The 16,566-nt window shown below is 37.4% G+C and carries 12 protein-coding genes; 2 read left to right on the top strand and 10 right to left on the bottom strand.

All coding sequences use genetic code 11. The features are described from left to right. Positions 1–9: 9 nt before the first annotated feature. From BUC21_RS11655 to BUC21_RS11665, 3 genes are all read right to left on the bottom strand, one after another. Positions 10–1,203 carry a saccharopine dehydrogenase family protein gene (locus tag BUC21_RS11655; protein ID WP_073402591.1) on the bottom strand — a complete coding sequence of 398 codons (1,194 nt, stop codon included), beginning with the start codon at positions 1,201–1,203 and terminating at the stop codon, positions 10–12. A 125-nt stretch (positions 1,204–1,328) separates the two neighbouring features. Then, positions 1,329–2,327, bottom strand: coding sequence for a FecCD family ABC transporter permease (locus tag BUC21_RS11660; protein ID WP_073402593.1), 999 nt, complete (start codon positions 2,325–2,327; stop codon positions 1,329–1,331). Further along, a complete protein-coding gene (locus BUC21_RS11665) occupies positions 2,324–3,448 on the bottom strand; it encodes an ABC transporter substrate-binding protein (protein ID WP_073402595.1) in 1,125 nt (374 codons plus the stop codon). Before BUC21_RS11665 ends, BUC21_RS11660 begins: the two co-directional genes overlap by 4 nt. 509 nt (positions 3,449–3,957) lie before the next feature. Between BUC21_RS11665 and dnaK the strand changes: the two genes are divergently transcribed. Both dnaK and BUC21_RS11675 read left to right on the top strand, forming a co-directional pair. Beyond that, the gene (gene dnaK, locus BUC21_RS11670) at positions 3,958–5,880 is read left to right on the top strand and encodes a molecular chaperone DnaK (RefSeq protein ID WP_073402597.1); all 1,923 of its coding nucleotides are present in this window, start codon (positions 3,958–3,960) and stop codon (positions 5,878–5,880) included. A 145-nt stretch (positions 5,881–6,025) separates the two neighbouring features. Then, positions 6,026–7,075, top strand: coding sequence for a glycosyltransferase family 9 protein (locus tag BUC21_RS11675; protein WP_073402718.1), 1,050 nt, complete (start codon positions 6,026–6,028; stop codon positions 7,073–7,075). A gap of 382 nt (positions 7,076–7,457) precedes the next feature. Here the strand turns inward: BUC21_RS11675 and BUC21_RS11680 are convergent, their stop codons facing one another. The 7 genes from BUC21_RS11680 to BUC21_RS11710 form a co-directional block, all read right to left on the bottom strand. Further along, on the bottom strand, positions 7,458–8,681 hold the full coding sequence (locus BUC21_RS11680; RefSeq protein ID WP_073402599.1) for a DUF3570 domain-containing protein: 1,224 nt from the start codon (positions 8,679–8,681) through the stop codon (positions 7,458–7,460). 14 nt (positions 8,682–8,695) lie between these two features. Continuing rightward, entirely contained in the window at positions 8,696–8,914 is a 219-nt protein-coding gene (locus tag BUC21_RS11685; RefSeq protein WP_073402601.1) for a DUF4266 domain-containing protein, read from the bottom strand. Next, entirely contained in the window at positions 8,911–9,837 is a 927-nt protein-coding gene (locus BUC21_RS11690) for an FAD:protein FMN transferase (RefSeq protein ID WP_073402603.1), read from the bottom strand. Before BUC21_RS11690 ends, BUC21_RS11685 begins: the two co-directional genes overlap by 4 nt. Before the next feature lie 7 nt (positions 9,838–9,844). Then, positions 9,845–10,285, bottom strand: coding sequence for a thioredoxin family protein (locus tag BUC21_RS11695; RefSeq protein ID WP_073402605.1), 441 nt, complete (start codon positions 10,283–10,285; stop codon positions 9,845–9,847). A gap of 319 nt (positions 10,286–10,604) precedes the next feature. After that, entirely contained in the window at positions 10,605–13,565 is a 2,961-nt protein-coding gene (locus BUC21_RS11700) for a DUF4982 domain-containing protein (protein ID WP_073402607.1), read from the bottom strand. A 175-nt stretch (positions 13,566–13,740) separates the two neighbouring features. Then, on the bottom strand, positions 13,741–14,580 hold the full coding sequence (nfo, locus tag BUC21_RS11705) for a deoxyribonuclease IV (protein ID WP_073402609.1): 840 nt from the start codon (positions 14,578–14,580) through the stop codon (positions 13,741–13,743). Positions 14,581–14,837: 257 nt separating this feature from the next. Further along, positions 14,838–16,205 (bottom strand): TrpB-like pyridoxal phosphate-dependent enzyme, encoded by a 1,368-nt coding sequence (locus BUC21_RS11710; protein WP_073402612.1) that lies wholly within the window; start codon positions 16,203–16,205, stop codon positions 14,838–14,840. Between the last annotated feature and the right edge of the window lie 361 nt (positions 16,206–16,566).

The following is a 16,566-nucleotide window of genomic DNA, read 5'->3' on the forward strand; positions in this document are numbered from 1 at the left end:
CTTTTTATTTTAAAGTTCCAAATCTCCGTCGAACACCTCTACCCAAGGTAAGCCTTGTTTGTTTAGTTGTTCCATGAATGGATCCGGATTAAAGTCTTCTACGTTGTTTACTCCAGGATTTTTCCATTCGCCTTTAAGGAACATCATAGCTCCAATCATTGCAGGAACACCTGTTGTGTAACTTACGCCCTGAGCACCTGTTTCTTTGTAAGCTGCTTCGTGACTACAGTTGTTATATACGTAATATGTACGTTCTTTACCATCTTTGATACCGCGGATACGGCAACCGATAGAAGTTTCTCCTGTATAGTTTTCACCAAGATCTCCCGGATTAGGAAGAACTGCCTTAAGGAACTGAATAGGAACAATCTTTTGTCCGTTGTAATCTATCTCATCAATACGAGCCATACCAATGTTTTGGATAACACGTAAGTGAGTAAGATATTCCTGACCGAAAGTCATCCAGAAACGAGCACGCTTCAATGTTGGATAGTTCTTAACCAGAGATTCAAGCTCTTCGTGGTAAATTACATAAGATTCTTTAGGACCGATATTTGGATAATTCAATGGCTTATGGATCTGATGAGGTTCAGTGATAACCCATTCACCATTTTCGTAATATTTTCCTTTCTGAGTAACCTCACGGATATTGATTTCCGGATTGAAGTTAGTAGCAAATGCTTTGTGATGATCGCCTGCATTGCAGTCTACGATATCCAGATAATGAATTTCGTCGAAGTGATGTTTAGCTGCATAAGCAGTATATACTCCACTTACTCCCGGGTCGAAACCACATCCTAAGATAGCAGTCAGTCCGGCTTCTTTAAACTTATCCTGATATGCCCATTGCCAGCTATATTCAAAGTGAGCTTCATCTTTTGGTTCGTAGTTAGCTGTGTCAAGGTAGTTAACTCCTGCAATCAGACAGGCATCCATAATGGTAAGGTCCTGATAAGGAAGGGCTACGTTGATTACGATTTCAGGTTTGAAATCATTGAATAAAGCAACCAGTTCATCTACATTATCGGCATCAACCTGAGCCGTTTTTATTCTGTTTCCACCTATAGCTTTAGCTATGGCATCACATTTCGATTTTGTACGGCTAGCCAACATGATATCTGTAAATACGTCAGCATTTTGTGCCACTTTATGTGCAACAACGGTTCCAACACCGCCGGCACCAATAATTAGAACTCTACCCATTTAAGTGTAATTTAATTGTTTTAATATTGATAACTCGGCAAAGATAAATAAATTAATTGAAGTGGGGAATAATCTTATAATATTTATGTGTCCGTAATAATGGATCTTTACCGTGTTTTGAAAGACTATTTACCCATCCCGCCATTTTTGGCAATTATCCATATAATAATGGGTGCTCCAAAGAGTGCGGTAACTGAATTAATAGGCAGTGTTCCCTGACTGCCGGGCATTTGTGAGATAAGGTCGCATACCAGCATAATGCCACTTCCGCAAAGGATGGAGGCAGGAATAATCATTTTATGATCGGATGTATGAAAAATGCCTCGGGCAATATGTGGAATGGTTACGCCGATAAAGGCAATTGGTCCGGTAAAGGCGGTGGATGTTCCTGCCAATAGTGCAGTAGCCAGAATAATCCACAAGCGAGTACGAGAAACAGATACTCCAAGTCCGGTGGCATACTTTTCGCCCAGCAATAAAACATTGAGCTTTTTCTGCATAATGAAGGCCAAGAGTGTACCTACGATTATAATTGGTGCCATGATTGACATGTAATCCCAGCTCACAGCCGAAAGACTTCCAAAAGTCCAAGAAATGAATAGCTTCAATGTATCCGGGTTACTGGTGCTTTGCAGAATGCTGACTATGGCTCCGGCAAAGTTACCGAACATCATTCCTATAATTAATAAGGATATAGTCTGCGGAACTTTCACAGATACAATAATTATCAGCAGCAATACCCCAACAGCTCCCAGAACAGCAGCGGTAACCTGTCCCCATCCGGCTATTACAAACCAGGGAAGCGATGAGGCGCCCAAAGTAAGCAAGGCTACTCCAAGACTAGCTCCCGAAGTAACACCCAGTACATCCGGGCCGGCAAGCGGGTTGCGGAATAGAGTCTGCATCAGCACACCTGCCACGGATAGTGCTGCGCCTGTAAGAATGGCAGTAAGGGCTTTAGGCAAGCGATAATTGATAATTATTTCCCTATATAAATCGTCTCCGCCACTTCCTGTAAGTGAAGACCATACATCTTTTAGCGAAAGGTTTACACTTCCAAAAGCTATGTCGCAGGTAAATGCAACAAAGAAAAGGAGTATCAGTAATAGAAATCTTGTTCTCATTTCAGCTTTTGCATGTAGGTGAATTCATAATTGGGCAGCAATTCCGGGTGAAGCGCTTTTATCATGTCACTAAGAATGAGGTAGGGGCGGGCAACAGCACTTTCCCAGTAGTCGTTACCTCCGGTGGCATTCATCCGTTTATTGTAATTATATACATTTCCTTCTTTGTATGCCTTGAATAGCTTGTATTTAGCATCTATTTTACCCAGTTCATCCAATGAGTTAGCCTGAGAGCCTACCCACACATCTGCCTTGCTGAAATTAATCAAAGCCGATTCTATATTGGAAGATATGCTGCCACTGGTGGTATCATTCTCATAGAAATAGGAGCCCCCCGCATCGCGGAACATCTTTGCATTAAAACTTCTTCCGGCCGGCATTGTCCATGTACCGCGGAAGTCTTGTCCGGATACCAGGGTAGGGCGATCTTTTACTTTCTGAGCCAATGCAGATACATCTTTATATCTTTTCTCAACATCATTGAACAGACTGTCTGCCAAGTCCGATTTATCGAAGAATGCTCCTATAAACTTTATCCATTCTGCGCGCGCCAGTAACGAAGTCTCTTGCCATTCAATATTATAGATAACCGACAGTCCGCTTTGAGTGAGTCTTCTAGAATTCTCATCTTCTGCATTGTAAGCCGAAGTCATTACTGCTTGCGGATGGAGCACCAGAAGGTTCTCGATATCCAGATTGAAAGCATCTCCCAAATCCTTTACTCTGCCTTCTTTAACTCCCTTCAATATCTCCGGATTATAAACCCATGCAGCACTGCATACCCCGGTCACTTTGTCGAGTTCGCCCAGCATTTGCAGAAACTCAAAGTAAGTTGCCGAATTGGCAACGAGCGATTTCAAAGGAATCTGAATCTTTTTCCCATCCTGTGGAACGCTTGTCTTTACATCTTTCACCAGGTAATATCTGGCATATATTTCTCCTTTTTTCCAGGGATTAAAGACTGTTACGCAAGTATAACTGTCAGCCTTTCCAATGGAAAAGCCTTCTGCGTATTTTATTTTAAGAGGTTCTCCTGTAGCCTCACTTTTATTTTTTTGTTTATTGGTGCAACCAGTAAAAAGTATCAGTGTAAAAAGAAGTATATAATGTAGATGTTTCATCGGTTTATTGTTTTACTTAGACAAAGGTAATAAAATGCAGAAAGAAAGAAGTTATTTGGCAATCTTTTCTTTCGAGGAACCTAAGCTGTTATACTGAGGCTGATAAACAAATTATATTATATAAGTTTTAAATTAGCAGTACGGCTAATTATAAAATAGTCTACACTATTTGTATTTAAAGTCTAGGTTTAATTATAAAAAGGTGTACTGCTATTTAAGAATATGTTTCGAACAATAGATCTAGCTTATTCTTTATCTATACTAAGCACCGGGGAATGTTTTTTCTGTCAAACGGATGACGCACTCTGACATAACGGCAGTAATTCTGTCAGAATCTCCAATAAAATAGCAAACATAACTGTCATACCATAAAAGTTTCTATAAGATTTTAGTTTTTGGCACGACGTTTGTTTCTTAATTGGCGTATGGTTGCTCCATATACGAAAACAACGTTAGAGAGCAATCGACAACATTAAATAGAATAATAATTAAAAAACAAAATAACAATCATGGGAAAAATTATTGGAATTGACTTAGGAACAACAAACTCTTGTGTTTCTGTATTCGAAGGAAACGAGCCTGTAGTAATAGCAAATAGCGAAGGTAAACGTACAACTCCTTCAATTGTTGCATTTGTAGACGGCGGCGAACGTAAAGTAGGTGATCCTGCAAAACGTCAGGCTGTAACAAACGCAAAGCGTACGGTATTCTCTATCAAACGTTTTATGGGTGAGAACTGGGATCAGGTACAAAAAGAAGTTGCACGTGTTCCTTACAACGTTGTAAAAGGCGACAATAATACTCCACGTGTTGATATTGACGGACGTCTTTATACTCCACAGGAAATTTCTGCAATGATTCTTCAGAAAATGAAAAAAACTGCAGAAGATTATCTTGGACAAGAAGTTACTGAAGCTGTTATCACAGTTCCTGCATACTTTAGCGACTCTCAACGTCAGGCTACAAAAGAAGCCGGACAGATTGCCGGTCTTGAAGTTAAACGTATTGTAAACGAACCAACTGCTGCAGCTTTGGCTTACGGTCTTGATAAAGCTCACAAAGATATGAAGATCGCCGTATTCGACTTAGGTGGTGGTACATTCGATATCTCTATCCTTGAATTCGGTGGCGGTGTATTCGAAGTTCTTTCAACTAACGGTGATACTCACCTTGGTGGTGACGACTTCGACCAGGTTATTATCGACTGGTTGGCTGATGAATTTAAGAATGATGAAGGTGTAGACTTGCGTCAGGATCCAATGGCTCTTCAACGTTTGAAGGAAGCTGCTGAAAAAGCAAAAATTGAACTTTCTTCAACTACAACAACTGAAATCAACTTGCCATACATTATGCCAGTTGCAGGTGTGCCAAAGCACTTGGTTAAGACATTGAGTCGTGCTAAATTCGAATCACTTGCACATAACTTGATTCAGGCTTGTGTTGAACCTTGTCGTAAAGCAATGGATGCTGCAGGATTAAGCAACTCAGATATCGACGAAGTTATCCTAGTAGGTGGTTCTACTCGTATTCCAGCTGTTCAGGATCTTGTTGAGAAATTCTTCGGAAAGACTCCTTCTAAAGGTGTAAACCCAGACGAAGTAGTTGCTATTGGTGCAGCAGTTCAAGGTGCTGTATTAACAGACGAAATTAAAGGTGTGGTTCTTTTGGATGTTACTCCACTTTCAATGGGTATTGAAACATTAGGTGGTGTAATGACTAAATTGATCGATGCAAATACAACTATCCCTTGCAAGAAGAGTGAAGTATTCTCTACTGCTGCCGATAACCAAAGTGAAGTAACTATCCACGTACTTCAGGGAGAACGTCCAATGGCAAGTCAGAACAAGTCAATTGGTCAGTTCAACCTTTCAGGTATCGCTCCGGCTCGTCGTGGAATTCCTCAGATTGAAGTATCTTTCGATATCGATGCAAATGGTATCCTGAAAGTAACTGCTAAAGATAAAGCTACAGGTAAGGAACAAACAATCCGTATTGAAGCTTCAAGTGGTCTGAGCAAAGAAGAAATTGATCGTATGAAAGCTGAAGCAGAAGCTAACGCTGAAGCAGATAAGCAAGAACGTGAAAAGATTGACAAGTTGAATCAGGCAGATAGCATGATCTTCCAGACTGAAAAACAACTTGAAGAACTTGGCGATAAACTTCCTGCTGACAAGAAAGCTCCTATTGAAGCTGCTCTTGCTAAGCTGAAAGAAGCTCACAAGGCTCAGGATATTGCCGGTATCGACGCTGCAACAGCAGAGTTGAACAAAGTATTCCAGGCTGCAAGTGAACAAATGTATGCTCAGGGTGCTGGTCAACCAGGTGCTGGACAAGCTGGTCCTGATATGAATGCCGGTGCAGGTGCACAAGGTGGTTCTGACAAACATCAGGGAGACAATGTTCAGGATGCTGATTTTGAAGAAGTAAAATAATAACTGCTCTACAGAGCAATATGCATTCATAAATTAAGCCGCTGTAAATGGTGAATTTACAGCGGCTTTTTGTTTCTATATAAGAAATTATTCATTAGCTTTGGCGCTGAAAATAAAATATACAACACAATCAATAAATAGAAAAATGAGTGTTTTAAAAAACATCAACAACGTAAAAAGAACAGTTTTGCAGGCATTAACAAAGAATGTTGGTGCTTCTTTGAATGCAAATGGAGGTAAATTGAATAAGGCTGATATAAAGAGGGTGCTCATTGTCCGACCTAACCATCGACTGGGTAATCAGTTATTAATAACTCCTATTGTTGAAGATGTAACCAATTTCTTTCCGGATGCAAAAATAGATTTGTTCGTAAAGGGAAATGTGGCTCCTATTATATTCCAGAACTATAAAAACATAGATCATATTCTTCGATTACCTAAACAGCATTTCAAACAACTGCTTCAATACATAAAGGGTTGGCTGAGCATTAGAAAAGAATATTATGATATCGTTATAAATGTAGTTCCAAATTCATCATCAGGACGATTGCTTACTAAATTTGCCAGAGGTAAATATAAATTTTACGGTGACGATGTGGAAGAGTTACAGCAGAAGTATAGCGATTATCAGCATATAGCAAAGAATCCGGTTTATAATTTCCGTTATTGTTTGTCAAAGCTGGGAGTTAGTTGTGATTACAATGAAATACCATCTTTAAATATTAAACTAAGTTCTTCGGAAATTGCCACTGGTAAAGAATTGCTTGATAAGCTGGTTACTGATAAAAATAAGAAAACAATTAGTATATATACTTATGCTACCGGCGCAAAGTGCTATGACGAAACATGGTGGCTGGAATTTCATAAACGATTAAAATCAGAATATCCTAATCACAATATTCTTGAAATACTTCCAGTAGAGAATGTTTCACAGATATTATTTAAAGAGCCTTCGCTATACAGTAAAGATATTCGTGAAATGGCTGCTGTTATAGCAAATACCGAAGTCTTTATCAGTGCGGATGGTGGTGTAATGCACTTGGCTAGTGCTGCACAAACTCCTGTTATTGGTTTGTTCTCTGTTACAAGTATAGGTAGGTATGAACCATATAATGGTAAAAGCAAAGGATTGGATACAAACAATCTGACCAATGATGAAATTATCAGTGAAATAAATAAGAATATTCTGGCGTAAGCAGTGAGGTAGTTCTTTATCTCATAAGGAATTAAAATAATCAGAATGAAGGCTGTTCCCGATAATAAGGATGCAGCCTTCTTTTTGTTTATAGGATGGAAGGCTTGAAAAGGTGAGGGATGACCTGAAAAGTGATAGATGGAGTGACTGATGAGTGAGGGATGATTTCTGTTTTATAGAGAATAACTATTTTGATATTCAAATAGTTATACGTTTGCTGGTGAGGGGTGATGGATGACATTAGCTTTTATTATTCTTGGTGTTGATCATTAGATGCGATTTAAATGAAATAGCAAAGGCTGCTTCCTTTTGTATATCTGGAAGCAGCCTTATATATTGATTTCTGTTTTGTGTTAATTACTGGAGAAGTCTTTATTAAGCGTTACTTAAATTTAAGAGCCAGACTTATTGAATGAGATGTTAGTTTAGTGCTACGGTCGTAGTAACTATACCTCATCTCGATAGTATTAAGTTGTTTAATTCCAAATATTCCGTTGGCCGATGTTACACGAAAGTTTACCCCGAAAAGATTACTTGTAAATTTAGATAAGTCGAAATCACTTGTGTAATATAACTCATTATCAGCTAACATGTGCTCCTTGTAAGGCTTGAAATATTCAATACCCGACTGGCGATAATATCTATAGAACGGAGCGATAGAAATAAACGGAGTTATTTTGTATGGAATCTCTAGCTCTGCTGTGTGAGCAGTGAGTTTCCAACTGTCTGTATAGTAACGATAGAATCCCCGCAAAATAACTTTATCTCCTAAAAAGTAATTAGCCCGCAGGCCAATAGGCAACTTAAATCTGTTATCGGGTAATTTCTCAGAATAAGCATTGTCTCCGTTGTCTCCAAAGTAAACACGTTGGTAGGCAGTTCCCAGTAATCCTTTCTGGTAACCGATATCTGTAAGCAACGACATTTGCAGTCGCTGATTTACGACCTGAGCCAGTCCCAATGAAAGATTATACGAATTACGCGGAGCATTATCTCCCTGATTGTATTTAAGATTTGGACTGGTAGGACGTAGTTCCGCAGGTAATATTACCTTCCAGGTATCCAGAAAGACTGAGGCTTTAGCCGAAAATTCTGTATTCTTATCTTGTGTACTCTTTGAAAACAGAATATTACCTCCTATAGAAGTATAGTCGAACTCATTTGAAAAGGAAAGTCCCCCTCCAAGTGAATAATTATGTTTTGTGTTTTCAAATAAATAACTTACCGAAGGAGAAACGCGTACATCACCACTAGATGCATGAGAAACAGCATGTGAAGATGCAGATGTAACAATGGTGTTTAAGTCGATCTGATCTGAAGAAGCAGAGCTATAAACATCGACTCCCAATTCGATTCCAAAAATATGTTTATTATTTCTTTTGTCGAATTTGCTCAGTTGAAGGTCAATTGAATTACCCGATTCGTCAAGTCTTTCACTACCAATACCACCGGTAACGGCCGAATTATTTCCGTTCTGGTGATAATAACTAGTTAAGAAGTTAACCTCATCAATCTTTAATTTTCTATACTTCGTGCTATCTGTTTGTGCCTTTGTAATATTCATAAACAGCATTAGTGCTGCTACTGTCATAACAATCTTTTTCATTTTACCTCCTTCTGTTAATTACAACCACAACCGCCACCTGTTCTGCCTCCATTACCACCTGATGCACCTTCTCTATAAAGCAAGAAGTTACTTTCATATTTCTCAATTTTGCGGCTTGAAAGACTCATTTCTGCATCATTGATTCTTGATTTCTGAAAAGGTTTTACCGTTTTACAGGATGGAAATATTAATGTGCTACACACTAATACTAAAAAGAATAGTTTCTTTTTCATTCTACAATTTTAATATTTTTAGAGAGAAATAGCTTATTATTATCATCAACCAGAATACATTCAATGCCGTTTAACTGGTTGATAAGATTTAATCCCTGATTAACCCCTAGAATGCTTACCGGTGTAGCCATTGCATCAGCCAATTCAGCATTTGAAGTTATTATTGTTACACTTTTTATTCCTTTTATTGGATATCCGGTTTTGGGATTTATAGTATGAGAATATAGTTGATTATCGATCATTACGAATTTCTCATAATTCCCAGATGTTGCAATAGACTTATTAGTAATATTGAGTGTGGGGAAATATGTCTGCTTTAGATTAGGATTAGCTATACCTACTGTCCACGGAGAACCATCTTCCTGATACCCCCAGGCGTTTAAGTCGCCGGAAGCGCTGACAATACCATCATTAACACCAGCTTCCAGCATTACGCGCTTGGCACAATCGGCAGCATATCCTTTACCAATTCCGCCAAAACCAATACGCATACCTTTATTTTTAAGAAATACTGTTTTGGCATTATTATCGAGCAATATATTTCTGTAATCTATAAGATGTACCGATTTTTTGGCTTCCTGCATACTTGGTAACTTAGTCATTGATTCATTAAAGTTCCAGAAATTTTTATCAAGAGAACCATAAGACAGATCAAAGTATCCCTGAGTAAGTGTTGATATTTTTTGTGCTCTGTATACCAAATTAAAAAACTCATCAGGAACTTCAACCGGTTTTATTCCGGCGTTTCGGTTTACTTCATTCGTTATGCTGTCGTCACTATAAGTAGTAAGCAGTCGTTCTATACGTTTTACTTCGTCAATGCCACAAGCTATCTGTTCATTTCCCAGCTTTTCATTTGCACTCAATGCCAGAAATTCGAACTGATTACCCATTAGTTTGGTCTGTACCTTTACAAGAATCATTCTCTGATTATTTTAAATAGCAACTAATGTCTTTTATATAATCGTTCACCGTGTTTTTCTTATCAAATCCATTCCAGTTTTTTAAGCTCTTCCCATTTGCATCAGTCAATACCAGGAAGGGAAAAGATCCTTCTGGATCATACGTTTCAGCCAATTTATCATTCAACTCCTGTTGCTCTTTTGGCAGTTGATTTTTTTTCTGACGAGGAAAGTCAGCAATAAGTAATACTAAATTCTTATCGGCAAATGATTGAAACTCGGGAGTATCGAAAATTGTTTTCTTAAACAAGATACATGGACCACACCAATCGGATCCCGAGAACTTTATCAAGATAAGCTTGTTTTCCTTTTTTGCTAAAGTCTCAGCTTCATTAATGTTATATACTTGCGCTTTAGCATAGGTTGATACAAGTATTATGCCTAGAATGAGAAATATCTTTTTAACCATAACTTAAAAAATTTATATAGATGTACTAGAGAAGATAATAATAAAACCGGAATTTATTTTACTTGGTAACTATTTTCCGACGGACACAAATCTATATTATTTTATGAAGATAATAAGCGATATCATGTTAAAAGAGATTTCTAATAGAAAATAATTGAGAATAAAATAGTTTATTTTTTGAAAAGACTCTTAATTAATAGGGAAATGATAGAATTTTTATCTGTTTTTAATTATGTACCCTAAAAAAATACGCGGAAAAGTATTCAACTACTTTTCCGCGTAAATTCAGAAATGATTTAAAATATTATTTCCCCCAAAGTTATTTTTTATATACTTCAACTTCAATGATGCCTAATCTGTTGCTTGATTTTCCTTGTTCTTTAATTTCTTTCTTTCCGGTAATCTCTACAATATTATATGCATCTTGTTCTTTGTTTTCTCCGGTAAGTTCAACTTTAACCACTTTCCCGTAAGTAGGATTAATAGGAATTGTTATATAGCCAAGACTTTTCTCGGTGTCTCCCTTAAATACTTCTTTTCCATCAATAGTAATGCGAATAGGGTAGGTCTTGTTTCTCCAGCCATTCAATTTGAATACCAGCTCGGAAATAGTATCATTACGTTCCAATTCATACGCAATCCAGTTTTCTCCTTGTTTGCCGCTACTTACCCATTCTGATTCTTCATTATCATCATAGCAGAAATTTGCTTTATCTTCGTTACTTCCGGCAGTAGCCTTCACAATGTGAATAGGAATTCTGCTTACGGTAAATGAAGGAGTAGAAGGAGTTTCTCCTCTTTCAAGGTAGGAGGGGAGCTTTTCTCCCTGGAAATATGCTGATAGACCATTCTCTTGTTTCATTGCTTTAGAGGCTAAAGCAATAGAAGCAGCTTGTAATCCGGCTGATGAGGCTGTGATATTTATCTGACCAGCATCTGTTAATGTGCGGATTAAAACACGATTCACTCCACATTCTACAGGAAGTTCTTTTGCCAGAATATAATTGTCTTTACCTTGTGCAATACCTCCTCGCCATTCAGCAGGACCATTCATGTTGAAAGAAATAAGGTTGTTGGCAGTAGGACATCTGTTACCATCTTTGTCTACAACTTCAAATTCTACTAAAGCCATGTCGGCTCCGTTCGCAATTAGTCCGTCGGGACTTTGATAACTCTTCATACGGATAGCATAAGGAGCACCTGCTGTGTGAAGTTCATCACGACTGATTTCTTTTCCATCTTTGTCATAAGAGATAGCAATCAAGTTACCTGCTTCCCATTGTACATTCTTAAATGTGAAAAGGAATTGATAGCTTTGTTCGCCATAGCCCAAAGATTTACCATTCAGAATCAATTCTACCTTGTTTCCGGAAGAAGCAACATAAATATCTTTTTTAACCTGTGGAGTATAATTCCAATGACCAATAATGTGTGTGTGAGGTTTTTCTACATCAACCCATCCATCCCACATAACCTGATGCACAAAGAAACCATCTTTAGGTAATCTCATGGCATCTACTTCACCGCTTCGACGATAATTCTCTTCTCCGCGGAAGTGAGTGTTAGTGTCAGAGAAAACAATATTTACCCCACCAGAGCTTACCCGTTCGCCAGTGCCTGGTCGTTCGCGGTAATAATCATACCAGCGAATAATATCTTCTATTGCATGAGAGTCTTGATTTCTGTTGTAGTCGAAAGCACTTGCACCTCTGTATAATGGTCCGTCTCCGTTTTTATGAAAAGGAGCGGTATACTCATCCCAATATTTGCGTAATCCTTCATCACGAGAATACTCCATTGCCCACATAGGGTGACGAGCACTCTTATTTATATAAAGCATTTCTCCACCATATTCAGCAGTTTTGCTGCTTAGCATTTCGCGTGAACCAATAGCTCTGCCACCACATGGATCATAGAGATTTCTGATAGCCAGCATCTCTTTCATGTGATCTTCAGAAATGTTTTCGTTGCCACATTCATAAAATAAGATACTTGGATTATTACGGTTATATATAATAGCATCTCTCATTACTTCTGTTCGTTGTTCCCATTTTCTTCCGGTGATATCACTTTCTGCATCTCCGGCAGGCATAGCCTGAATCAAACCAACTCTATCACATGATTCTACATCTTGTTTCCAGGGAGTAATATGCATCCAACGGACTAAATTACCGTTACTTTTTACCATAAGTGAATTGCTGAAATCACTTAACCATGCAGGAACCGACATACCAACTGCCGGCCATTCATTGCTGGTTCTTTGCGCATAACCTTTCATTTGAATAATGCGGTCGTTCAGCCAAATCATTCCTTTTTCATATTTTGTTTTGCGGAATCCGGTTCTTGTTTTTACTACATCGGTTGCTTTACCGTTTACGCGTACAACGGTATATACATTATATAGATAACCATATCCCCAGCTCCAGAAATGTAATCCGTCAACTTTTTCGTTGGCTTTAATAATACCCTTTTCTCCAGCAGCTAAAGTTTTAGTTTCTCCTTTTATTTCTTTTACTATATTTCCATCCATATCCTCAACGAAAGCTTCGAAAGATATTTCCTGAGGTTTTTGAGTTTCATTCTTTACTTCAGATTCGGCACAAATTATAGCCGATTTCTTTTTGATATCAATATCCTTGGCATAAACGTATGTTCCCGTTGTTTGCAGATTGCTATAAAGCGGAAGTGTTTGATACACTTTTGGTGTTATATGAAGATTTACATTTTTAGGTAAACCACCATAGTTGGCATTAAAATTCTTGTTACTCCACTGGAAAGTAGTTCCACTTTTTTTCTCTTTATAATCCCACGAATTATCTATTCTTACTGCAATAACATTTTCCTTTTTTCCGAAATTTACTAAATCGGAGATATCGAATCCACAAGCCATCACTCCATTCTCATGAATACCTATAGCCTTGCCATTCACGTAAAATTCACCAGCCTGACGAACTCCCTCAAATTCCAAAAAGACTTTTTTACCTTTATCGGAAGAAGACAATTTAAAGTGTTTTCTATACCATACAATTCCAGTAGTATGATTATCAATTGCTACTTTAAAAGCATCATCCTCATTAAAAGCATGAGGTAGAGTAACCTTTTTCCAGGAGCTGTCATCAAATTTTTGTTGCGATGCTTCTGAGGCGTCACCAATAAATAGCAACCAACCTGGATTGAAGTTGTACTTAGCTCTTTCGTTCTCATTAAATGTTTGCTTACTGGCAAAACTTTGTATGGGCAATAGCAGGGCTATTAAGAGATAAAGAAAAATGTGTTTCATTGGTTTTATAAGATAAATGTTTGTGTAGCAAAGATAAAAAGGATTATAAAATTCTATTTGTAAGAAAATTCTTTTGCATGTTGTTTTGTACAGATTAAATGGAAAAAAAGAAGAGAGGCTGTGTTATCGTACACAATCTCTCTTTCAATAATAAGTTAATTATAAATTTTGGTATTTATTCAAAGCTTCTTAGTAGCGCAATCTCTTCTTTCCAAAGTGTTTCATCAGGAGTTTCAAGAATGATAGGTATGTTATCAAAGCGAGGATCTTTCATTATTCGTTGGAAGAATTCGAGCCCGATAAATCCTTTCCCAATATTATCATGCCTGTCTACTCGTGTACCTAACGCTTTTTTTGAGTCATTCAAGTGAATCGCCCGCAGATAACTAAAACCAACTATTTCATCAAAATCTCTGAATACTTTATCATAATTTTCTTCATCAAGAAAATCGTAGCCGGCAGTAAATGTGTGACATGTGTCAAGACATACTCCTACGCGTTCTTTATCTTCTACTCGATCAATAATGTATTTTAAATGCCAGAATTCATTACCCATATTGGTTCCTTGTCCGGCTGTGTTTTCTATAACAGCTGTAACTCCTTTAGTTTTGTTTAAAGCAATATTGATAGATTCGGCAATTCTGTCCAGACATTCTTCAGGAGTCTCTTTGCTTAGGTGACTTCCCGGGTGGAAATTTAGCAACTTTAATCCAAGTTGTTCACAGCGTTGCATCTCATCAAGAAAAGCTGCACGACTTTTTTGTAGACCTTCTTCCTCTGGATGACCAAGATTAATTAAATAACTGTCGTGAGGCAAGATGTATTCAGCTTGTAAGTTGTATTTCTCACAGTTCTCCTTGAATAAATTAATATTTTCAGGGGTAAGTGGTTTTGATACCCATTGACGTTGATTCTTTGTAAAAAGAGCAAAAGCATTTGCTCCGATTTCATGTGCATTTACAGGAGCGAATTCTACTCCGCCAGATGCACTAACATGTGCTCCTATATATTTCATACTGTTTATATTATTAAGATCTTTATTCTTAAATGTTGTTGTTCAGGCAAACATAAGAGCTTTGAACAACAATTTGAAGATAAAGATAGTAATAATTACGTTCGGAAGTACATCTTTATTATATAGTTGATATTTTTTTTGGAAAAGAATATTTGATATCAGATAAAAACAATGATAATAATACAAATAAAAAGTGGGCAAATAATACTATTTAGATGTATTATTTGCCCACAATATTTATGTTATAAGTCTCCTAATTATGCAAGGCTGCCAATCTTTTCAAGATTTTCAGCAATTTCTTCATCGGAAAGACTATAGTTAATCAGATCACCTTGAAGATATTTATCGTATGATGCCATATCAATTAGTCCATGACCGGAAAGATTGAACAGAATAACCTTTGCTTCACCTGTTTCTTTGCATTTGTTTGCTTCGTTTATAGTTGCTGCAATAGCATGACAAGATTCAGGAGCTGGAATAATACCTTCAGCTTGAGCAAATAAACAACCAGCTTTAAATGTATCAAGTTGTTGCAAGTCAACCGCTTCCATTAGTCCGTCCTTTATCAGCTGAGAAACAATTGTTCCTGCACCATGATAACGAAGTCCTCCTGCATGAATATTTGCCGGAGTGAAGTCGTGTCCTAGTGTAAACATTGGTAATAAAGGAGTGTATCCCGCTTCATCACCGAAATCGTATTGGAACTTACCTCTTGTTAGTTTAGGGCAAGAAGCAGGTTCTGCAGCAATAAATCTTGTTTTCTTTCCTTCAAGAATATTATGACGCATGAAAGGGAAAGTGATTCCACCGAAATTAGATCCACCACCAAAACAAGCAATAACCATGTCCGGGTATTCTCCCGCCATTTCCATCTGCTTTTCAGCCTCCAGACCAATAATTGTTTGGTGTAGAGAAACCTGGTTTAATACAGATCCAAGTACATATTTACAGTTAGGAGTTGTTGTTGCCAGCTCAATAGCTTCTGAAATAGCCGTACCAAGAGATCCCGGATGATTAGGGAACTGAGTTAGAATATCTTTTCCTGCACGAGTTGACATTGATGGAGAAGCTGTTACCTGAGCTCCGAAAGTCTGCATAATTGAGCGACGGTAAGGCTTTTGCTCATAGCTGATTTTAACCATATATACAGCTAGTTCAAGTCCGAATGCTTTTGCTGCATAAGAAAGAGCAGCTCCCCATTGTCCTGCACCCGTTTCAGTAGTAATGTTGGTAACACCTTGTTTCTTGCAGTAGTATGCCTGAGCAAGTGCAGAATTTAATTTGTGTGAACCAACAGGACTAACGCTTTCATTTTTGAAATATATATGAGCAGGTGTTCCAAGTGCTTTTTCCAATCCATAAGCACGTACCAAAGGCGTACTACGATAGTTTTTATAAAGCTCACGTACTTCTTCAGGTATTTCAATCCATGCATCGGTTGTATTTAATTCTTGTTTGCAGAGTTCTTCTGCAAAAATAGGGTATAAATCTTCAGCTTTTAGTGGTTGTTTTGTTGCTGGATGAAGAAGTGGCAGTGGTTTATTTACCATGTCTGCCTGAATATTGTACCAGTAATGTGGAATTTCATCTTCAGGAAGTATGAATTTTTTTTGTCTATCACTCATAATGTCTTCTTTAATAGGTTTAATGCTTACAAAATTATATATTATTTTTGTATATGCCGAATAAATGTTTCTTTTTTCTGCTTATTTATTTGTATTTGTGAATTATGAATGGAAATTCCTAAGTATTCTTTTTGATTGATAATTCACTATATAAATAAAATGTATTAAAGTAGAATATGAAGTATAGTCTATTTTTTGATTTTAAATGAAATGCGACTTGTGTAGTATCATTACCTGTTTGTATAATTAATATAATTGTTTTTTATATTGAATAAATAGATCATTATAAATGAAGTTGTATATTTTTAAATGATCTTGGTTTAATACGCTTTATTTTAATAGTTTAGGTTGTGAATTTGGA

Source organism: Bacteroides luti (assembly GCF_900128905.1).
Lineage (GTDB): Bacteria > Bacteroidota > Bacteroidia > Bacteroidales > Bacteroidaceae > Bacteroides > Bacteroides luti.